Genomic DNA, 18,113 nt, shown 5'->3' on the forward strand with positions numbered 1-18,113 from the left:
GTCGTCCCAATATTTGTCACGGCGGTGACAGGACCGGTCGGGAAAAGTGCGGGCGCCGGGCAAGAACCGTGCCCGGTTCCCGCGTAGTTTCCGAGGCATGCCTGACACGCAGGTCGATCACCCGTCCCGCCGGGAGGAAGCGCCGCCTACCGGGTGGGTCAGGGTCGTGCAGGGGCGTACGAGGGTGGTGCGGGAGAACCCGGACGGCTCGGGCTGGCACTGGGTGGAGGAAGACGGATGATCCCCCTCGCCGTCCCGACTGGGACGCCTACTGCCCGTCGAGAAGCGCGTGAGGACCGCCGTGGATCTCATTGAAGGTTGTTGATCGTCCAGATAGTGTGCTATTTGCCCACGATCGCCCCCCATGGGAGTAAAGGCGTCATGCGACTGCGGAAGATCTTCGTCATCGGACTGACCCTGTCGTTGCTCGGCGTCGGAGTTCCCGCCTGGTCGCAGGACGATCCACGGGGCTGCAACGACCTGATGTCCGCCGACACCCCGGCGTACGTCGTCTGCCGCTGGCTGGCCACCCCCGAGGAGGCCGCCGACATCGCCCGGTTCTGGCTGGACAACGACGGCAAGAACATGATCGACTCCGGCCCGATGCGCGAGATCGTGGTCGACTGCTCCGAGCCGGGCAACGAGTGCGCGACCGACTCCGAGGGCGACGGCGAGATGCACGACGTCGACTCCCCGGACGTCGACGGCGCCGAGGACGGCGGCACCCCCGACCAGTGCCCGGACGGCCAGAAGTGCCACGTCGACCCCGACGAGATCTCGGCCGCCGCCAAGACGGCCGCCGCCGAGAGCCCGGCGGGCCAGGCCGTGAAGACCGCGGTCGAGGCGGGCCTGCGGACCTGGATCGAGACCGAGCTGGCCGACGACTACAAGGCCGGCAAGCTGGCCGAGGCCGCCAAGAAGGTCGCCGCCCTGGCCGCGCGGCCGGGGGTCGCCGGGATCAGGTTCACCTCGCAGCTCGGCTACAACCAGACCTTCGCCACGGCCGAGGAGCTGGACAAGTTCGTCACCGAGGCCACGACCGCGCTGCGCAACCTCGTGCCGGGCAAGAAGCTGGCGGCGCACACGGTGGTCCCGCTGTTCGGCTGCGGCGCCAACGACGCCTGCAAGGCCGAGATGACCAAGAAGTACCCGCTGCTCGACCCCGCCCGCATCGGCGCCTGGCTCTCCGGCGGCCAGATCGACCAGCTGACCCTGGACACCGGCCACCTGGCCACCGAGTACGCCACCTGGAAGATCGACGCCGCCGAGGCCCAGCGCAACCAGTGGATCCAGGTCCGCGCCCGCGCCTGGGACGCCTACGCCCAGATCGCCGCCGAGGACGCCGGGTTCACCGCCGCCGGCACCTCCAAGCTCACCGCCGAGCAGGCCACCCAGGCCATCACCGACCGCATCGCCGCCCCGCTCCAGGCCGACGCCGCCGAGACCGTCGTCCTGTGGAGCCGCTGGCAGGACGCGCAGGGCCAGGTCAACCGCGTGTACGGCGAGAAGTGGGCGGCCAACCCCACCTGGGACCAGCTCAAGAAGCTCGGCACCGTGCGCCCGCGGCTGGCCACCGTCTACGACTACAGCAGCCCCGAGGCCGACGTCGCAACGGACATCAAGAACCTGTCCGAGGTCTTCGGCCAGGTCTACCTGCACACCGCCTGACGCGAGCCGCCGCGCCGGCCTGGCGCGGCGGGCCGGTCACGGCCGGGCGGCGATGAGGGCCTGGCGGGCCCTGAGCGCGATCTCCAGCTCGAACCGGACGTCGGGGTCGGCGAGCTGGTCGCCGTAGAGCTCTTCGAGCTGCCGCAGCCGGTAGCGCACGGTCTGCGGATGCACGTGCAGCCGGGCGGCCACCTCGCCGGCGCCCCGGCCGTGCCGCAACCAGGCGAGCAGCGTCTCGGCCAGCCGGTCCTGCTGGGCCGGCCGCAGGTGGGCCAGCGGCGCGAGACGTGCCTGCGCCATGGCGCCGACCAGCTCCTCGTCCTTGAACACCACGAGCGTGGCCATGTGGTCGGCGCAGCGCAGCAGCCCGCGCGGCAGCACGCCGCGCCCGGACAGCTCCAGCGCCTCGCGCGCCCACCTCAGGGACGTCGCCGCCGCGGCCAGCGGCACCGCCGGGCCGATCGCGGCACGGTGGCCGCGCAGCGCGTGGTCGAGCAGCTGCACCTGTCCCGGCCCGTCCGGGTCGGGCACCAGCAGGCACGGCGCGGGCCGCTCCAGCCCGCCGAGCACGTCCGGCGGCAGGACGGGCGCCCGGTACGTCCCGTGCCGGTCGTCCAGCGCCACGGCCGCCACGGTTCTCGGCAGCCGCCACCCGGCGGCCCTGGCCAGGTCGGCGACGGCCTCGGGGGCGGCGGCCGGGCGGCTGAGGAGCAGGTCGAGCAGCCGGTTGCGGCGGCGTTCGAGCTCGCCGGCGGCGTGCGCCCTGGCCTCGTCGAAGCCCTGGGCGGCGGCGTCGGCGAGCTGGTCGAGGCAGACGAAGATGGCCTCGCCCAGGTCGTACAGGGTCTGCGGGGTCAGGCCGAGCGGGTCGGCGATCTCCGTCAGCCGCCGCCAGCAGACGCGGGCGCCGAGCCGCATGGCCGTCTGCAGCGGCTCCAGGTTGCGGCCCTCGGCCGCCTCGCCCCTGCCGATCATGCGGAACGGCTCGGGGTCGAAGGGGGCGGCCGGGTTCTCGATGCGGTCGAGGAAGCCGTCGATGGCCTCCTCGACCGCCATCTTCACGACTTTGATGTAGATCTCGTCGGCGGGTCTGGCGTACTCGGGGATCCGGGTCCGGATCTCCTCGGTCACCTCGGCCGAGACCCTTCCGATGCCCGCCTTGAGCGTTCTCACGATGTCCGCGGGGAGCCGGGTTTCGCTGATGTCACTCTTGATGGTCATCGTCCCTCCTGTCGCCATTGTGGATCAGGCGACAAGAGTTTGCCTAGCAAGAGCTTGTTTCTGTCATTTCTGCAGGAATGCGCCGAACTCGTCCACGTCAATCAGGCCGTCGCCGTCCTTGTCCAGTTTCCGCACGCCTTCCTGGGCCGCGTCCAACGTGATGGGCTGGCCGAGGATCTCCATCAGGCGGACGAGTTCGACGGCGGAGATGCGGCCGTCCTTGTCGACGTCGATGAGGTCGAAGGTGATGGCGTGGTCGCTCATAGGGGGTGCCTTTCCTGTGTTACCGGTGCGTCGGGTCAGACCTTAGTGGCGACTTCCCGAAACGTGCCGATGAATTCGGGCTGATCGCCGGAAAAGCGAGCCTTTCCCTGATTTGCGGCTCCCGGGGTGAGAGCACGGATGGATGCGCATCCGGAAGGCGACCCCGGCCGACGCCCAGGCGATCGCCGAGATCCACGTACGGTCCTGGCAGGCCGCCTACCGCGGGCTGCTCCCGCAGGACCACCTCGACGGCCTGGACCCCGCCGCCCGGCGGCCCGGCTGGGAACGCCTGCTGGCGGCTACCGGCGCTCGCTCGGCTGACCGGCCGGGCCGCGTCAGACCGTGGCGGCGGCCCGTTTCAGGGCCTCGACGAAGGCGGTGACGTGGGGACGGGCGTCCCCGCGGCGCCAGGCGATGGCCAGCCGGCCCGGCTGGAGACCCGTCACCGGGCGGTAGACCATGCCTGGACGCTTGTAGAGCGCCGCGTTCCCCTCGGCCACGAGGACGACGCCCAGACCGCTGATCACGGCCTCGAACACCTCCTCGGGCGTGTTCGCCGTGACGCCCACGACCGGGTCGTCGTCCCGGGCGTCGCGGGCGAGCCAGAAGTCGCGCAGCGGGCCGGCCGCCGCGGGCAGCGCGATGAACGGCTCGTCCCGCAGCTCGGCGAACGGGACCTCGGCCAGGCCGGCCAGCCGGTGCCCGGCGGGCATCGCCACCCCCCGCTCCTCGGTGACCAGCACGTACGTCTCCAGCCCCGGCGGCACCGGCAGCCAGATGAACGCCACGTCGGAGGAGCCGTCGGCCAGGCCGCCGCTCGGGTCGTCCCAGCCCACGAGCCGGAGCGACACCTCCCAGCCCGGCCGGGCCTGCCGGAACAGCCGCAGCGCCTCCTGCTGCAACCCCCGGCCGACGGCCGTCTGCATGCCGATGACCAGCGTCCCGGCGGGGGCGGCGGCGCGGGCCGCCTCCACGCCGGCGGCCCAGCGTCCGAGCAGGTCGCGGGCCACCGGCAGCAGCGCCTCGCCCTGCCGGGTCAGCGTCACGCCGCCGTGCACGCGGTCCAGCAGCGCGAAGCCGAGCTGCCGCTCCAGCACCCTGAGCTGCTTGGACAGGGCCGGCTGCGAGACGAAGAGCCGCTCGGCGGCGCGCGTCACGTTCAGCTCCTCGGCCACCGCGACGAAGTAGCGGAGCTCCCGCAGGTGCACGTCCATAACCGATGGTTATAGCAAAGGGTCTTGGACGCCGGGCGTCCGCCGGCGGCACGATCATCGTCATGAAGACACGCGAACTCGGAACACTGCAGGTCCCCGCGCTCGGTTACGGCGCGATGGTGCTCTCGCCCGGTGTGTACGGCGACATCGACGACACCCGTGCAGAGAAGGCGTTGCGGGCCGCCCTCGACGGCGGCGCCACCCACGTCGACACCAGCGACGCCTACGGGGTGGACGGCCACAACGAGCGCCTGGTCGGCCGCGCGCTCAAGGGACGCCCCCGCGACGAGGTCGTGGTGGCCACCAAGTTCGGCCTGGCGATCCCCGAAGGCGAGCCCAGCCGCCCGTACCCGGTCGGGTACGCGTTCAACGAGCTGCGCGTGAACGCCGACCCGCGCCTGGTCCGCCGCTACGCCGAGCGCAGCCTGCGCAACCTGGACACCGACGTGATCGACCTGTACTACCTGCACTACCCGGACCCCGGCGTCCCGCTGGAGGAGACCGTCGGCGCGATGGCGGACCTGGTGCGCGACGGCCTGATCAGGCACATCGGCCTGTCCAACGTGACGGCGGCCCAGCTGAGGGCCGCGCACGCGGTCCATCCGGTGACGGCCGTGCAGAACGAGTGGTCGATGTGGCGGCCGGTGGAGCCGGACCTGCTGGCCGCGGCCCGCGAGCTCGGCGTCGGCCTGGTGGCCTGGAGCCCGCTGGGCAACGGCTTCCTGACCGGTACGGTCCAGCGGCTGGAGGAAGGCGACTTCCGCCACAACGCGCCGCGGTTCTCGGCGGAGAACCTGGCCGGCAACAACGACAGGTACGCCCCCGTCCGCACCCTGGCCGCCAGCCTCGGCATCACCCCCGCCCAGCTGGCCCTGTCCTGGCTGCTGCACCAGGACGAGCACGTGGTGGCGATCCCGGGCAGCCGCACCCCGGCCCACATCGAGGAGAACCTGGCCGCCGCCGACCTCACCCTGCACCCGGACACCCTGAACCGGATCGACGAGGCGCTGGTCAGGTTCGACGTCTCCGGCGGGACACTCCTGTGAACGCCGGGCCGCTCCCCAGGGTGGCCCGGCCGGCGCACAGGGCCGCGCCCACGAGCAGGGCGGCGACCGCGCCGACGACCCGCAGCAGCCCGTCGGCTGAGGACGGCGCGGCGAAGTAGACGCTGCCGAGCCCGGCGACGGCGGTCACCCCGGCCAGCACCGGCCCGGTGGCGTTCAGCGCCGAGATCGCCGACGCCAGCCGCGGCTCGACCAGCGTGGTGACGCGGGCGATCAGCGGGCTGTACCCGGCGGCGTGCCCGGCCCCGGCCAGGAGCAGCAGCGGGACGGCCACGTCCGGCCGCCACTCGTCCCGGCACAGCAGCACCAGCAGGCCCGCCCCGGCGGCGAAGGCGACCGGCCCCGCGACCGGCAGGACCCGCTGCAACCCCTGCGGATACCGGGTCCAGCTCAGACTCAGCGCGCCGAACCCCAGCGCGTACGGGACGAAGGCCAGCCCCGCCCACAGCGGCGAGTACCCCAGCGCGGTCTGGAGGTGCAGCGTGAGGGTGAGCAGGAAGACGGTGTAGCAGCCCATGACGATCCAGCACGCCGCCAGCCCCGGCCGCACCCCGCGCGGCCGTACCGAGGCCAGGTCCAGCAGCGGGTGCCGGGCTCTGCTCTCGTGCCGGACGAACACCGCCGACAGCGCGGCGCCGCAGGCCAGCGAGATCCACATCCAGAGCGGCCGGCCGAGGTCGGGGCCGAAGATCAGCGGGACGGTGATCGCGGCCATGGCCGCGGTGAGGATCGCCACGCCGCCCGGATCGAGGCGCGCCCGCGCGTCCACGGGCGAGGGCGGCAGCAGGCGCGGCCCCACGGCCAGCGCGAGCACGCCGATCGGGATGTTGATCAGGAACACCGGCCGCCAGGACAGGCCCAGGAGGTCGGCGCTGACGACCAGCCCGCCGACGACCTGCCCCAGCGCGACGCCCAGGGCGAGCACCATGCTGTACAGGCCGATCGCGCGGCGGCGGGCCTCGCCCTGCCAGTGCGTCTGGATGAGCGCGAAGATCTGCGGGGTGAGCAGCGCCGCCCCGGCGGCCTGCGCGACGCGCGCGAGCACCAGCACGCCCACGTCGGGGGCCAGCCCGCACAGCAGCGAGGCGCCGGTGAACCAGCCCAGCCCGAGCAGGAACGCGCGCCGCTGCCCGACGAGGTCGCCGATCCGCGCGCAGGTGACCAGGAGCACGCCGACGGTCAGCAGGTAGCCCGACACGACGAGCTGGATCGCCGTGCCGCCGGCGTGCAGGTCCTCGCGGATGGTCTGCGCGGCGACCGACACGATCGAGCCGTCCATGGAGGCCATGACCTGACCGGTGAGCAGCACGGCGAGCATCGGGCCACGGCGCACGCCGGTCACCGGGGGAGAAACGGGAGAAATCACCCGCCCAGCATCGGCCGTGCGCCTCCGCCCGGTCTTGAAGAAACTTGCAGGCCCACCTGGGTCATCGGGGCGCGTCGAACCCGGCCGCCAGACCGAAGGCCGCGAAGATCTCGGTCCCCTGGAACACCGAGTTCCGGCTGATGCCCGCGGCGGTGACGGTGAAGAGCTGGAGCGTGTGGGGCTCGTACCGGTCGCCGGCGCGGCGGAAGGCGCCGAACCCCGGCTGGCCGTTGGCCGTGACCGCCTCCAGCCGCCAGTCGGTGCCGGCCGCCTCGAAGACCCAGTCCATGAACAGGCCGTAGTTGCCGCGCCCGGCGAACCAGTTGAGCATCGGCGGCATCTCCATGACGACGTCCTCGGTGAGCAGCCGTTTGAGCTCCTCGACGTCGGCCTGCTCGAAGGCCCGCATGTAGCGGTCGACCCACGCGCGCTGTTCGGCCAGCGGCGGCTCGCCGAGCGGTTCCGGCCGGACGCCGGCCTCCTTCACCCGGGCACGGGCCCGTTGCAGGGCACTGTTCACCGACACGACGGTGGTGCCGAGGATCTCCGCCGACTCCGAGGCGGAGAAGCTCAGCACGTCCCGCAGGATCAGCGCGCCGCGCTGGCGCGCCGACAGGTGTTGCAGGGCGGCGGCGAACGCCAGGCGCAGGCCGCTGCGCTCGACCACGGCGCCGGCCGGGTCGCCCGCGTCCAGCATCGAGTCCGGCAGGGGCTGGAGCCAGGCCAGGTTCTCCCCCTGGACGAGCGGCGCCAGCGGGTCGGACGCGGCCACCAGCCCCGACGGCAGCGGCCGGCGGCCCCGGACCTCCAGGGCGGTCAGGCAGGCGTTGGTCGCGATCCGGTAGAGCCAGGTGCGCAGGGAGCTTCGGGTGCCGTCGTACTGCTCCCGCGCCCGCCACGCCCGCAGGTACGTGTCCTGGACCAGGTCCTCGGCGTCGTGGGGCGAGCCGAGCATCCGGTAGCAGTACGCCAGCAGCTCCTTGCGGAACGGCTCGATCCGGCGATCGAAGCCCACTTCTCCCGGCGTCACCACGTCCACGCCCCTGCCCTGCCTTCCGCCTGCCTGTGGGTGCCTCAGCCGGCCACGACGGCCGGGCTGTTGTGGTAGGCGGCGAGCCGCCAGGCGTCGTCCCGCTTTTCCAGCACCCAGGTCGCGTACACCATACGCTCGGCGGGGACCTCGGTCTCGCCGGGGAAGAGCACGCCGGTCTCGCTCACCGCGATCGCGGCGCTCTCGCCCAGGAAACGGATGCTCTCCAGCCTGTCGGCGGTCGTGCTGCCCTTGAGGTAGGACGCGAAGCCCTCGGCCATCTTCCGGCGCACCTCCTCCCGCGACCGGCGCACGCTGCCGGGCATGATCGCGGTGGCGTCCTCGGTGTAGTCGGTGACGAAGGCGTCGGCGTCGCCGTCGGCCCATGCCTGGTAGAGGCGCTCAAGGACGCTCTTGATGGCGGCCACGTCGTGCGGTCGGGTCTCGGTCATGGCTGTCTCTCCTCATCGCTGGTGACAGGTTCACGCATACGTACCGGCGGGGGCGCCGGAACTCATCGCGTCCGGGCGGAGAAGTTTCGGGCGGTTGCGGTTCGGGTTACGAACTATTATGGTTCGTAATACGAACAAGCTGAGGTCCTGACGGGAGAGGTGCACCATGAGCCGTACTGTGGCGATCATCGGTGGTGGTTACGGCGGCGCGGCGGCCGCCAAGGCGCTGGACGAGCACGCGGACGTCGTGCTCATCGAGCCCAAGGACGCCTTCGTCCAGAACGCCGCGTCCATGCGGGCCCTCGCCCGGCCGGAATGGGCCGGGAAGCTGTTCTTCCCCTACGACCGGTTGATGGAGCGTGGCCGGATCATCCGGGAGCGGGCGGTCTCGGTGGACTCGCGGGGTGTGCTGCTGGCGTCCGGGGAACGGGTGGAGGCCGACTACCTCGTGCTGGCCACCGGGTCGGGGTACCCCTTCCCGTTCAAGTTCGAGGACGACCTGGCCGGGCAGGCGCGGGAGCGCATCCACGCCGTCCACGGGGAGCTGGCGGCGGCCGGGCGGGTGCTGATCGCCGGGGCCGGGCCGGTCGGGCTGGAGCTGGCCGGGGAGATCAAGGCGGTGTGGCCGGACAAGCGGGTCACCGTCGTCGATCGCGGCACGCAGCCGCTGCCGGCCTTCGAGCCGCAGGTGCGCGCCGACCTGCGCAGGCAGCTCGCCGAGCTGGGGGTGGAGCTGCTGCTCGGCACCACGCTGGACGCCGAGCCGCCCGTCGAGCCGGGGCGGGCCGAGCCGTTCACCGTCGGGTCCACGGCGGGGGAGCTGTCGGCCGACATCTGGTTCCGCGCGTACGGCGTGCGCGTCCGGACCGGCTACCTCGACGGTGACCTCGGCGACGCGCGCACGCCCGGCGGCCACGTACGGGTGACCGAACGGCTCAACGTGGAGGGCCACGAGCACGTCTACGCGATCGGCGACATCACCGACCTGGCCGAGGCCAAGATGGCCGGGAACGCGATGCAGCACGCCGAGGTCGTGGCCGCGAACATCGTCGCCCAGCTGCGCGGCGAGCGGCCCTCGTCGGTCTACCGGCCCTCGCCGCTGCCGTTCGTGCTGCTGCCGCTGGGGGCCGAAGGCGGCGTCGGCCAGCTGCCCTCGCCCGACGGGCCGATCGTGTTGCCGGCCGGGTCGGTGGCCGACTACAAGGGCCGGGACCTGTTCACCGGACGGTTCGCCGAACTGTTCGGGGTCGCCGGCGAGCCGGCGCCGGCCGGGGTGTGACCGCGGGCGGCGGTCAGGGGGTGTCGGCGCGCTCGATGAAGACCGTGGGGGCGTTGTTGTCCCGCACCAGGCGGGAGAGCAGGTCGGCGAGGGTGGCGCGCTCGGCCTCGCCGAGCCCGGACGGCAGCTCGTCGATGCGCCGGCACGCCTCGGTGTAGAACTCCTCGGCGAGCTTGGCGCCCTCCTCGGTCAGCGTGACCTGGACGGCGCGCCGGTCGGCGGGGTTGGGCTCGCGGCGGACCATGCCGCGCTGGGCGGTGCGGTCGACCAGCTCGGTGAGGCTGGACTTGGCCAGGCGCAACATCGCCCCCAGCTCGCTCATCCCGTACGGCTGGGCCATCAGCACGCACAGCAGCTGGCCCTGCTGGGAGGTCAGCCCGTACGCGCGGGCCGATTCGGCGTAGACGGCGTTGACCAGGAAGGTCGAGCGCACCAGGGCGGAGACGACTCCCAGCTGCTCCTCGGGCTTGGCCATGAGATCAGCCTAACATCGGTTCGGCTACCGAACTATTCGGGCGGGATCCGCACGGCTGCTTGGGTTCGGCGATGCCCCCGGTGGCCCGAGGTCACAGAATTAGAACCGGACGCAAATCACCAATAGGACATTTCTTCTGGCCGGGTGGGTAGCAGGGCCGCCATGCGACTGACGTACACCTCTGACGTCTGGTGGAAGAACGCCGTCGTGTACTGCCTGGACGTGGAGACGTTCAAGGACGGTAACGGCGACGGCGTGGGCGATTTCCGCGGCTTGACCCAGCAGATCGACTATCTCGCGGGTCTCGGCGTGACGTGCCTCTGGTTGATGCCGTTCTTCCCCACCCCCAACCGGGACGACGGGTACGACATCACCGACTTCTACAGCATCGATCCCCGGCTGGGGACCCTGGGCGACTTCGTGGAGTTCATGCGGACCGCCAACGACCGGGGCCTGCGGGTGATCGCGGACCTGGTCGTCAACCACACCTCGGACCAGCACCCGTGGTTCAAGGAGTCGCGCAAGAGCAAGGACTCGCCGATGCGCGACTGGTACGTCTGGTCCGACACCCCCGAGCCCGACGACCCGAAGCAGGTGGTCTTCCCCGACAAGGAGGACTCCATCTGGCAGTACGACGAGGGCAGCGGCCAGTACTACCTGCACAGCTTCTACCGTCACCAGCCGGACCTGAACGTCGGCAACCCCGAGGTCAGGGACGAGATCACCCGCATCCTGGGCTTCTGGATGGAGCTCGGCCTGTCGGGCTTCCGCGTGGACGCGGTGCCGTTCCTCATCGAGAACGTCAACCCCAAGCTGGCCAACCCGCACGAGTTCCTGGCCGACCTGCGGGCCTTCATGACCAGGCGCAAGGGCGGCTCGATCCTGCTGGGCGAGGTCAACCTGCCCTACAAGGAGTTACTGCGGTACTTCGGTGAAGGGCTCGGTGACCAGATCACCATGTGCTTCGACTTCATCGGCATGCAGAACAGCTGGCTCTCCTTCGCCCGCAACAGCGCCCGTCCCCTGATGGACGCCCTGCAGGAACGCCCCCGGGCCCCCAAGGACTGTCAGTGGGCGATGTTCCTCCGCAACCACGACGAACTCACCCTCGACAAGCTCACCGAAGAGGAACGCCAGGAGATCTTCGAGGCGTTCGGCCCCCGTAAGGACATGCAGATCTTCGGCCGCGGGCTGCGGCGGCGGCTGCCCACGATGTTCGGCGGCGACCTGCGGCGCATCAAGATGGCCTACAGCCTGCTGTTCTCCCTTCCCGGCACCCCCGTGATCTTCTACGGCGAGGAGATCGGCATGGGGGAGAACCTGGACGAGGAGGGGCGGATGGCCGTCCGCATCCCCATGCAGTGGTCCGAGGACGGCGGCTTCAGCCAGAACGGGGAGACGGTCCGCGAGATCCCCGAGGGCTCCTTCGCCCCCGACCGGGTCAACGTGGCCGACCAGAAACGCGACACCGACTCGTTGCTGCGCTGGTTCCAGCTCCTCATCGAGCGGTACCGCGAATGCCCCGAGCTGGCGTGGGGGCAGTACACGGTGCTGGACACCGGCGACGACGCGGTCTTCTCGCACCGCTGCGACGCCGACGGCGCGACGGTCGTGGTCGCCCACAACCTGTGCGACACGGCCAGGGACGTCGAGCTGCGGCTGGACGGCCTGGAGAACTGCGACCTCACCGACCTGCTGGTGGACGGCACGATCAAGGTGTCGGCCGACGGCACGGCCAAGCTCGCGCTGGGACCGCACGGCTGCCGCTGGCTGCGCGCCTCGCCCCCCGAACTGCCCCCGGAGGACGCGGGCGTCATGTCGCAATGAGCCGTCATGAGGCGGACGCCCCAGAGCCTTCATGAGCCGGGCGGCCGCGCGGCCTTCCCGCGGCCGTCCGGGAGGGGCGGCGGGTAGGCCCGTCAGGGCGGTGGCGGGTAGGCCGCCATGGCGAGTTCGGCGACGCTCAGCAGGTCGGCGTAGGAGGCGCCGTCGCGGGACTGCGTGGACATGCCCTGGATCACCGACGCGAAGAAGGTGGCCAGGGCTTCGGCGTCGGTGCCGGGGGGCAGCCGGCCGGCCGCCACGTCGTCGTCCACGCGCTTTCTGATCGCCGCCTTCGCCGCCTCCCTGAACCCTCGCAGCAACTCCTTCACGTCGGCGGACTCCGGCCCGCAGTTGACCGCGGCGCTGATGATCAGGCAGCCGGGCGGGTGGTCGGCGTTCGTGTACACGGCGGCCGACTCGCGCAGCACGCGTTCGACGGCCCGGCGGCCGGTGGGCTCCTCGGCGAGCGCCCTGGTGGTGAACGCGCCGTGGGTCAGCTGGTAGCGGCGCACCGCCTCCTCGAACAGCCGCCGCTTGTCGCCGAAGGCGGCGTACAGGCTGGGGGGCCTGATGCCCATGGCGGTGGTCAGCGCCGCGATCGAGGTCGCCTCGTAACCGTGCTCCCAGAACGCGCGCAGCGCGCTCTCCAGTGCCGTGTCCCTGTCGAATGCCCGCTGCCTCGCCATGCACTCATTCTATAGCGATCGCTATGTTATGGTTTCTGTATCGATCGCTAAAGAAAGGATTCGAGCGATGAGGACTGCCCTGGTGACGGGCGCCGGAAGGGGCATCGGCCGGGCCATCGCGCTGCACCTGGCCAAGGACGGGTTCCGCGTGATCGTGAACTACGCCAGGGACGCCGCCGCGGCCGAGGAGGTCGTCGGGCTGATCGGGGCGAACGCGGTGGCCGTGCGGGCCGACCTGGGGGTGCCCGAGGAGGTCGAGCGGCTCGCCCGCCGGGTGGCCGAGGAGACCGACGTGCTCGACGTGCTGGTCAACAACGCCGGCATCGGCCTGTCCAAGCCGCTCGCGCAGGAGACGGAGGAGGGCTACGACCGGCTGTTCGCGGTCAACGTCAAGGGCCTGTTCTTCCTCACCCGGCAGGTGCTGCCGCTGATCCCCGACGGCGGCCGCATCGTGAACATCACCTCCGGCGCGGCCCGCATCGCCTATCCGGAGGGCATCGCGTACGCGATGACCAAGGGCGCCGTGCAGGTGTTCACGCTGGCCCTGGCCAAGGAGCTGGGACCGCGCGGCATCACGGTCAACAACGTCGCGCCCGGCATCATCGACACCGACGTCAACGCGGGCTGGCTGACCGACCCCGAGGCCCGTGCGTACGCGGCGAGCAGGCACGCGCTCAACCGCATCGGCGAGCCCGGCGAGATCGCGGACGTGGTCGCGTTCGCCGCCTCGCCCGCGGCGAGCTTCATCACCGGCACCACCCTCGACGCCACCGGCGGCGGAAACCTCTAGGAGACCCCCATGCCCACAGTCGTCCACGACGGCGGACACGTGCACTTCGACCGGGCGGGCAGCGGCCCCGGCCTGGTCATGGTGCACGGCACCGGCGGCGACGCCGCCACCAACTACGGCCACCTCGTCCAGAACTTCACCGACATCCGCACGGTGATCACCCCCGACTACGCGGGCAGCGGCCAGACCGCCGACCCCGGCGGCGACCTCACCCTCGACCTGCTGATCGAGCAGGTCGCGGCGACCTTCCCGGAGGGCGGCCCGTCCGACCTGGTCGGCTTCTCGCTGGGCGCGGTGGTGGCGGCGGGGGTCGCCGCCCGGTATCCCGAGCGGGTCAGGCGGCTGGTGCTGATCGCGGGCTGGACGCACGCCGGCGACCCCCGGCTCCGGCTCGGCCTGCGCACCTGGGCCCGGCTGGCGGCCACCGACCCCGAGAGCTTCGCGGCGTACGGCCCGCTGGTCGGCTTCAGCCCGGCCTTCGTGAGCGGCCTGGGCGAGGACGGCCTGAAGGCCGTGATGGCCGGCGACCCGCCCCCCGGCACGGTACGCCAGATCGAGCTGGACCTCAGGACCGACATCAGGGACCTGCTCCCGAGCATCACCGCGCCCACGCTGGTGATCGGCTGCACGCAGGACCACCTCGTCCCGGTCGGGCACGCCCGCGCCCTGCACGCCGCGCTGCCCGGCAGCCGTTACGCCGAGCTGGACAGCGGGCATGTGGTGCTACACGAACGTCCCGAAGAGGTGACAGCCTTGATCCGCGATTTCGTAACCAACGAGTAATTTGTCCTGGTTACCCTCCAGGCACATGCAGACCAAGAAGCTCGCCGCCACCGGGGCCGCCGCGCTGACCGCGCTGGCCCTGGTGGCGCTCCCCGCCCACGCGAGCGGGGACAAGAGCGTCACCGTCACCGTGATGGGGACGTCGGACATCCACAGCAACGCCCTCAACTGGGACTACTTCAAGGACGCCGCCTACGCCGACAAGCAGGGCAACACCATCGGCCTGGCCCAGGTGTCGTCGCTGGTCAACAAGGTCCGGGCCGAGCGCGGGGCGGACCACACGCTGCTGTTCGACTCGGGTGACACGATCCAGGGCACGCCCCTGGCCTACTACTACGCCAAGGTCGAGCCGATCACCGAGACCGGGCAGACCCACCCGATGGCCAAGGCCATGAACGCCATCGGCTACGACGCCGTCACCCTCGGGAACCACGAGTTCAACTACGGTCTGCCGCTGCTGGCCACCTGGATCAGGCAGATGCGGGCGCCGGTGCTGGGCGCGAACGCCGTGCACGCCGGGAGCGGGCTGCCGGCGTACCGGCCGTTCGTGATCAAGACCATGAAGGTGAAGGGCGACAAGCCGATCAAGGTCGGCGTGCTCGGCCTGACCAACCCCGGCGTGGCCATCTGGGACAAGGCGAACGTCGAGGGCAAACTGCGCTTCACCGACCTGGTCGAGTCGGCCAGGAAGTGGGTGCCGGTCATCCGCGGCCTCGGCGCGGACGTGGTCGTGGTGACTGCGCACGCGGGCGACAGCGGCATGTCCTCCTACGGCACCGACCTGCCCGTGGAGAACGCCTCGGCGATGGTCGCCGAGCAGGTGCCGGGCATCGACGCGGTGCTGTTCGGGCACGCGCACAACGAGGTCGCCCAGCGCTTCGTGACCAACAAGGCCACCGGGCGGCAGGTGCTGCTCACCGAACCGGGCAAGTGGGGCCAGCGCCTGTCGCGGCTCGACTTCACCCTCACCAAGCAGCACGGCAAGTGGGTCGTCACCGGCAAGAGCTCGGCCACGCTCAACACCAACACGGTGACGGAGGACCCGAAGATCGTCTCGCTGCTCAAGCCGCAGCACGACACCACGGTCGGCTACGTCAACAAGGTCGTCGCCAAGTCGGCCGAGGAGCTGTCGGCGGCCGAGTCGCCGTACAAGGACACGCCGATCCTCGACTACATCCAGCAGGTGCAGACCGAGACCGTGAAGGCCGCGCTGCCGGGCAACACCCTGCCGGTGTTGTCGATCGCCGCGCCGTTCAGCCGCACCGCCGTCTTCCCCGCCGGTGACGTGCGGGTCAGGGACGTGGCCGGGCTCTACGTCTACGACAACACGCTGCTGGCGATCAAGCTGACCGGCGCCCAGATCAAGGACTACCTGGAGTACTCGGCCCGGTACTTCAACCAGCTCAACCCGGGCGACCCGGTGGACGTCACCAAGCTGACCAACGCCGGCAACACCCCGGACTACAACTACGACCAGCTCTCGGGCGTCTCCTACGACATCGACGTGGCCAAGCCCGCCGGGCAGCGCATCGCCAACCTCACCTTCGAGGGCGCGCCGATCCCGGCCGGCAAGGAGTTCGTGGTCGCGATCAACAACTACCGCCAGTCGGGCGGCGGCGGCTTCCCGCACGTCACCACCGCTCCCGTGCTGTACAACGCGCAGGTGGAGATCCGCCAGGCGCTGATCGAGCACGCCACCGCCAAGGGCACGATCAACCCCGCCGACTTCGCCTCCGCCAACTGGCGGCTGACCCGCGATGGCGCTCCGCTGTTCTGACCCGGCGCCAGGCGGGTGCCCCACGACGGTCACCCGCCTGGTCACAGGCACGACGGGCTCACAGACACGACGGGCCCACAGGCACGACGGGCCCACAGGCATGACGGGCCCACAGGCATGACGGGCCCACAGGCACGACGGGCCCACAGGCACTCACAGGTACGACGGCCCGGTCACCCGGTGCCGGAACGTCCACCACACCCACCCCTGCGAGGCGACCAGCAGCGGGATCAGGGCGAGGATCACCGGCGTCAGCAGCGCCCCCGACGACCCCGCCACCAGTGGCAGCCGCAGCCCGGCCAGCACCCCCACCACCAGCAGCGCGCCGGCCGTCAGCGCGTACGTGCGGCCCTCGCCCGCCTCGCCGGACAACACCCCGGCCCGCTCCCGCAACGATCCGCGCAGCCGCAGCGCCGCGAACGCCAGCCCGTGCACCGCGAACAGCGCCGCCACCACCAGCGCGGCCAGCAGCACGAGCGGCCCCTGGATGCCGAGCAGCACCTCGGCGAGCAGCAGCCCCCAGCTCAGCGCCAGCCCCCAGCTCCCGGCCACGATGCCGCCGTCCCAGAACGCCTGCCAGCGCGCGCCGGGCACCCGCCCGCGCAGCCACAGGCCCATGTCCCTGACCACCCACGAGACGAGCAGCGCGACGACCACCGCGTAGTTGCCGCTCAGGAGGTGGCCCTCCAGGTCGGGGAAGAGCCCCGCGAGCACGCCGGCCGAGGCCACCAGCCACACCTCGTTGCCGAGGAAGAACGGCGCGATGGCGGCGATCACCTCGCGCCGCTCGCCCGCCGACCGCCCGAGGTAGGGCAGCGCCATGCCGACCCCGATGTCGGCCCCGCCGAGCACGAGGTAGCCGAGGGCGAAGAAGGCCAGGACGAAGATCTCCATGATCGGCTCCTTCAGAACGCCGGGACGGGGACGGGGGCCTCGGCCGGAAGGGCGCCGAGCGCGACCGCGCCCGGCCCGCGCCTGGCCGCCCGGGCCAGCAGCCAGTAGTTGACCGCGATCAGCGCCGTGAACACCGACACGAACGCCGTCAGCGACAGCCGCATCTCGCCCGCAGTCACCGGCGACATGGCCTCGGACGTGCGCAGCAGCCCGTAGACCACCCACGGCTGGCGCCCCAGCTCGCGGAAGGTCCACCCGGCGAGCATGGTGACGAACGGCACGGGGATCATCAGCGTCAGCAGCCAGTGCCAGGCCCGGAAGCCCCGAACGACCGGCCGGAAGAACATCAGCAGCAGGCTCAGCCCCGCCACGACGGTCATCACCACCCAGAGGATCATCATCGTGATGCCCGCCGCCTGCACCCAGCCGGTCGGCGGCAGGTAGTCGCCCGGCCCGAACCTGGCCGCCATGTCCGCCTGCACCGCGGCCAGCCGCTCGGCCTTCCCCGTCCAGGCCGCCGCCTTGGACGGCTGGAGGGTCTGGAACCCGAGCCCGCCGAACGTCACCGTGAAGAACGAGGCCGGCAGCGCGACGCCGACGCCGATCCGCAGCGACTTCCTGAACAGGTCGTGCTCGGCCGTGCGCCTACGCAGGTGGTAGGCGCTCACCCCGGCCATGAAGAACCCGCCGACGATCATCGCGCCGCCCATGACGTGCCCGAACGCGATCTGCGCGGCCGGGTTGGCGATCAGCGCCCCGAAGTCGGTGAGCCGCAGCCTGCCGCCCTCGACGGCGTGGCCCACCGGGTTCTGCAGGAAGCCGTTGGAGATCATGATCCAGAACGCCGACGCGTACGCGGTGAGCGTGACGACCCAGATCAGCGCCAGGTGCGCCCAGCGGTTCAGCCGGTTCCAGCCGAAGATCCACAGGCCCAGGAACGTGGCCTCGACGAAGAAGGCCACCAGCGTCTCGATCGCCAGCGAGGCGCCGAAGACGTTGCCCGCGTAGTCGGTCAGCCCGCTCCACGACAGGCCGAGCTGGAACTCCATGACCAGCCCGGTGACGATGCCCATGGCGTAGTTGATGATGTAGAGCTGCCCCCAGAACCTCGTCATCCGCAGGTGGACGGGGTCGCCGCTGAACGTGGCCCGGGTCTGGACGACGGCCACCAGCGTCGCCAGGCCGAGCGTCAGCGCGACGAAGAGGAAGTGCGCGCCCGCGGTGAACGCGAACTGCAGCCGGGCGAGGTCGACGGTGTCCATGCCGAGAGCTTGGCGTCACGGCCTGCTCCGGCGCGTCATGCCCGGGTCTGCAATCGGGCGTACA

At 71.4% G+C, this 18,113-nt stretch carries 19 protein-coding genes; 9 read left to right on the forward strand and 10 right to left on the reverse strand.

Features of this window, described 5'->3' with window-relative positions; translation table 11 throughout:
- Positions 1 to 97 precede the first annotated feature (97 nt).
- Together AB0J71_RS27450 and AB0J71_RS27455 are read left to right on the forward strand one after the other, a co-directional pair.
- The gene (locus AB0J71_RS27450; RefSeq protein ID WP_352324964.1) at positions 98 to 241 is read left to right on the forward strand and encodes a hypothetical protein; all 144 of its coding nucleotides are present in this window, start codon (positions 98 to 100) and stop codon (positions 239 to 241) included.
- Positions 242 to 381: 140 nt separating this feature from the next.
- On the forward strand, positions 382 to 1,668 hold the full coding sequence (locus AB0J71_RS27455; RefSeq protein ID WP_352324963.1) for a hypothetical protein: 1,287 nt from the start codon (positions 382 to 384) through the stop codon (positions 1,666 to 1,668).
- A gap of 36 nt (positions 1,669 to 1,704) precedes the next feature.
- Here the strand turns inward: AB0J71_RS27455 and AB0J71_RS27460 are convergent, their stop codons facing one another.
- Positions 1,705 to 2,889 carry a helix-turn-helix domain-containing protein gene (locus AB0J71_RS27460; RefSeq protein WP_364416672.1) on the reverse strand — a complete coding sequence of 395 codons (1,185 nt, stop codon included), beginning with the start codon at positions 2,887 to 2,889 and terminating at the stop codon, positions 1,705 to 1,707.
- Between the two features lie 63 nt (positions 2,890 to 2,952).
- The gene (locus AB0J71_RS27465; RefSeq protein ID WP_352324961.1) at positions 2,953 to 3,153 is read right to left on the reverse strand and encodes an EF-hand domain-containing protein; all 201 of its coding nucleotides are present in this window, start codon (positions 3,151 to 3,153) and stop codon (positions 2,953 to 2,955) included.
- A gap of 142 nt (positions 3,154 to 3,295) precedes the next feature.
- Here AB0J71_RS27465 and AB0J71_RS27470 point away from each other — a divergent pair, with 142 nt between their 5' ends.
- The gene (locus AB0J71_RS27470; protein WP_352324960.1) at positions 3,296 to 3,535 is read left to right on the forward strand and encodes a hypothetical protein; all 240 of its coding nucleotides are present in this window, start codon (positions 3,296 to 3,298) and stop codon (positions 3,533 to 3,535) included.
- Here the strand turns inward: AB0J71_RS27470 and AB0J71_RS27475 are convergent.
- A complete protein-coding gene (locus AB0J71_RS27475) occupies positions 3,489 to 4,367 on the reverse strand; it encodes a LysR family transcriptional regulator (RefSeq protein ID WP_352324959.1) in 879 nt (292 codons plus the stop codon). The genes AB0J71_RS27470 and AB0J71_RS27475 overlap by 47 nt on opposite strands.
- Before the next feature lie 62 nt (positions 4,368 to 4,429).
- Between AB0J71_RS27475 and AB0J71_RS27480 the strand changes: the two genes are divergently transcribed.
- Positions 4,430 to 5,413, forward strand: coding sequence for an aldo/keto reductase (locus AB0J71_RS27480; protein ID WP_352324958.1), 984 nt, complete (start codon positions 4,430 to 4,432; stop codon positions 5,411 to 5,413).
- Here AB0J71_RS27480 and AB0J71_RS27485 read toward each other — a convergent pair.
- From AB0J71_RS27485 to AB0J71_RS27495, 3 genes are all read right to left on the reverse strand, one after another.
- Complete coding sequence (locus AB0J71_RS27485) at positions 5,379 to 6,797, reverse strand: MFS transporter (protein ID WP_364416674.1); 1,419 nt, start codon at positions 6,795 to 6,797, stop codon at positions 5,379 to 5,381. The two genes, AB0J71_RS27480 and AB0J71_RS27485, sit on opposite strands and share 35 nt — an antisense overlap.
- A gap of 61 nt (positions 6,798 to 6,858) precedes the next feature.
- Positions 6,859 to 7,836, reverse strand: a complete 978-nt coding sequence (locus tag AB0J71_RS27490; RefSeq protein WP_352324955.1) for a sigma-70 family RNA polymerase sigma factor — start codon at positions 7,834 to 7,836, stop codon at positions 6,859 to 6,861.
- A gap of 35 nt (positions 7,837 to 7,871) precedes the next feature.
- Entirely contained in the window at positions 7,872 to 8,279 is a 408-nt protein-coding gene (locus AB0J71_RS27495) for an SgcJ/EcaC family oxidoreductase (protein WP_352324954.1), read from the reverse strand.
- Between the two features lie 166 nt (positions 8,280 to 8,445).
- Here AB0J71_RS27495 and AB0J71_RS27500 point away from each other — a divergent pair, with 166 nt between their 5' ends.
- Positions 8,446 to 9,558, forward strand: a complete 1,113-nt coding sequence (locus tag AB0J71_RS27500) for an FAD-dependent oxidoreductase (protein ID WP_364416676.1) — start codon at positions 8,446 to 8,448, stop codon at positions 9,556 to 9,558.
- A gap of 13 nt (positions 9,559 to 9,571) precedes the next feature.
- On the opposite strand, the gene AB0J71_RS27505 is transcribed toward AB0J71_RS27500, so the two are convergent.
- Entirely contained in the window at positions 9,572 to 10,033 is a 462-nt protein-coding gene (locus AB0J71_RS27505) for a MarR family transcriptional regulator (protein WP_352324951.1), read from the reverse strand.
- 162 nt (positions 10,034 to 10,195) lie between these two features.
- Here AB0J71_RS27505 and AB0J71_RS27510 point away from each other — a divergent pair, with 162 nt between their 5' ends.
- On the forward strand, positions 10,196 to 11,860 hold the full coding sequence (locus AB0J71_RS27510; RefSeq protein WP_352324950.1) for an alpha-amylase family protein: 1,665 nt from the start codon (positions 10,196 to 10,198) through the stop codon (positions 11,858 to 11,860).
- Positions 11,861 to 11,952: 92 nt separating this feature from the next.
- On the opposite strand, the gene AB0J71_RS27515 is transcribed toward AB0J71_RS27510, so the two are convergent.
- Positions 11,953 to 12,543 carry a TetR/AcrR family transcriptional regulator gene (locus tag AB0J71_RS27515; RefSeq protein ID WP_364416678.1) on the reverse strand — a complete coding sequence of 197 codons (591 nt, stop codon included), beginning with the start codon at positions 12,541 to 12,543 and terminating at the stop codon, positions 11,953 to 11,955.
- Positions 12,544 to 12,610: 67 nt separating this feature from the next.
- Between AB0J71_RS27515 and AB0J71_RS27520 the strand changes: the two genes are divergently transcribed.
- The 3 genes from AB0J71_RS27520 to AB0J71_RS27530 are packed head-to-tail and all read left to right on the forward strand — an operon-like array spanning position 12,611 to position 15,893.
- A complete protein-coding gene (locus AB0J71_RS27520; RefSeq protein ID WP_364416680.1) occupies positions 12,611 to 13,333 on the forward strand; it encodes an SDR family oxidoreductase in 723 nt (240 codons plus the stop codon).
- Positions 13,334 to 13,342: 9 nt separating this feature from the next.
- A complete protein-coding gene (locus tag AB0J71_RS27525) occupies positions 13,343 to 14,116 on the forward strand; it encodes an alpha/beta hydrolase (protein WP_352328132.1) in 774 nt (257 codons plus the stop codon).
- A gap of 25 nt (positions 14,117 to 14,141) precedes the next feature.
- On the forward strand, positions 14,142 to 15,893 hold the full coding sequence (locus AB0J71_RS27530; protein WP_352328131.1) for a 5'-nucleotidase C-terminal domain-containing protein: 1,752 nt from the start codon (positions 14,142 to 14,144) through the stop codon (positions 15,891 to 15,893).
- Positions 15,894 to 16,046: 153 nt separating this feature from the next.
- Here the strand turns inward: AB0J71_RS27530 and AB0J71_RS27535 are convergent, their stop codons facing one another.
- A complete protein-coding gene (locus tag AB0J71_RS27535; protein WP_352328130.1) occupies positions 16,047 to 16,787 on the reverse strand; it encodes a cytochrome d ubiquinol oxidase subunit II in 741 nt (246 codons plus the stop codon).
- An 11-nt stretch (positions 16,788 to 16,798) separates the two neighbouring features.
- A complete protein-coding gene (locus AB0J71_RS27540) occupies positions 16,799 to 18,049 on the reverse strand; it encodes a cytochrome ubiquinol oxidase subunit I (RefSeq protein ID WP_352328129.1) in 1,251 nt (416 codons plus the stop codon).
- Positions 18,050 to 18,113: the final 64 nt, after the last annotated feature.

It is taken from the genome of Nonomuraea sp. NPDC049637 (assembly GCF_040675235.1).
In the GTDB taxonomy this organism is placed as follows: domain Bacteria; phylum Actinomycetota; class Actinomycetes; order Streptosporangiales; family Streptosporangiaceae; genus Nonomuraea.

What these genes read in the sequence shown, in the direction of transcription:
- AB0J71_RS27455 (WP_352324963.1), top strand. Translation starts at nt 382, where the DNA reads ATGCGACTGCGGAAGATCTTCGTCATCGGACTGACCCTGTCGTTGCTC.
- AB0J71_RS27460 (WP_364416672.1), bottom strand. Translation starts at nt 2,889, where the DNA reads ATGACCATCAAGAGTGACATCAGCGAAACCCGGCTCCCCGCGGACATC.
- AB0J71_RS27515 (WP_364416678.1), bottom strand. Translation starts at nt 12,543, where the DNA reads ATGGCGAGGCAGCGGGCATTCGACAGGGACACGGCACTGGAGAGCGCG.
- AB0J71_RS27450 (WP_352324964.1), top strand. Translation starts at nt 98, where the DNA reads ATGCCTGACACGCAGGTCGATCACCCGTCCCGCCGGGAGGAAGCGCCG.
- AB0J71_RS27475 (WP_352324959.1), bottom strand. Translation starts at nt 4,367, where the DNA reads ATGGACGTGCACCTGCGGGAGCTCCGCTACTTCGTCGCGGTGGCCGAG.
- AB0J71_RS27530 (WP_352328131.1), top strand. Translation starts at nt 14,142, where the DNA reads ATGCAGACCAAGAAGCTCGCCGCCACCGGGGCCGCCGCGCTGACCGCG.
- AB0J71_RS27495 (WP_352324954.1), bottom strand. Translation starts at nt 8,279, where the DNA reads ATGACCGAGACCCGACCGCACGACGTGGCCGCCATCAAGAGCGTCCTT.
- AB0J71_RS27470 (WP_352324960.1), top strand. Translation starts at nt 3,296, where the DNA reads ATGCGCATCCGGAAGGCGACCCCGGCCGACGCCCAGGCGATCGCCGAG.
- AB0J71_RS27500 (WP_364416676.1), top strand. Translation starts at nt 8,446, where the DNA reads ATGAGCCGTACTGTGGCGATCATCGGTGGTGGTTACGGCGGCGCGGCG.
- AB0J71_RS27465 (WP_352324961.1), bottom strand. Translation starts at nt 3,153, where the DNA reads ATGAGCGACCACGCCATCACCTTCGACCTCATCGACGTCGACAAGGAC.
- AB0J71_RS27480 (WP_352324958.1), top strand. Translation starts at nt 4,430, where the DNA reads ATGAAGACACGCGAACTCGGAACACTGCAGGTCCCCGCGCTCGGTTAC.
- AB0J71_RS27525 (WP_352328132.1), top strand. Translation starts at nt 13,343, where the DNA reads ATGCCCACAGTCGTCCACGACGGCGGACACGTGCACTTCGACCGGGCG.
- AB0J71_RS27510 (WP_352324950.1), top strand. Translation starts at nt 10,196, where the DNA reads ATGCGACTGACGTACACCTCTGACGTCTGGTGGAAGAACGCCGTCGTG.
- AB0J71_RS27535 (WP_352328130.1), bottom strand. Translation starts at nt 16,787, where the DNA reads ATGGAGATCTTCGTCCTGGCCTTCTTCGCCCTCGGCTACCTCGTGCTC.
- AB0J71_RS27540 (WP_352328129.1), bottom strand. Translation starts at nt 18,049, where the DNA reads ATGGACACCGTCGACCTCGCCCGGCTGCAGTTCGCGTTCACCGCGGGC.
- AB0J71_RS27505 (WP_352324951.1), bottom strand. Translation starts at nt 10,033, where the DNA reads ATGGCCAAGCCCGAGGAGCAGCTGGGAGTCGTCTCCGCCCTGGTGCGC.
- AB0J71_RS27520 (WP_364416680.1), top strand. Translation starts at nt 12,611, where the DNA reads ATGAGGACTGCCCTGGTGACGGGCGCCGGAAGGGGCATCGGCCGGGCC.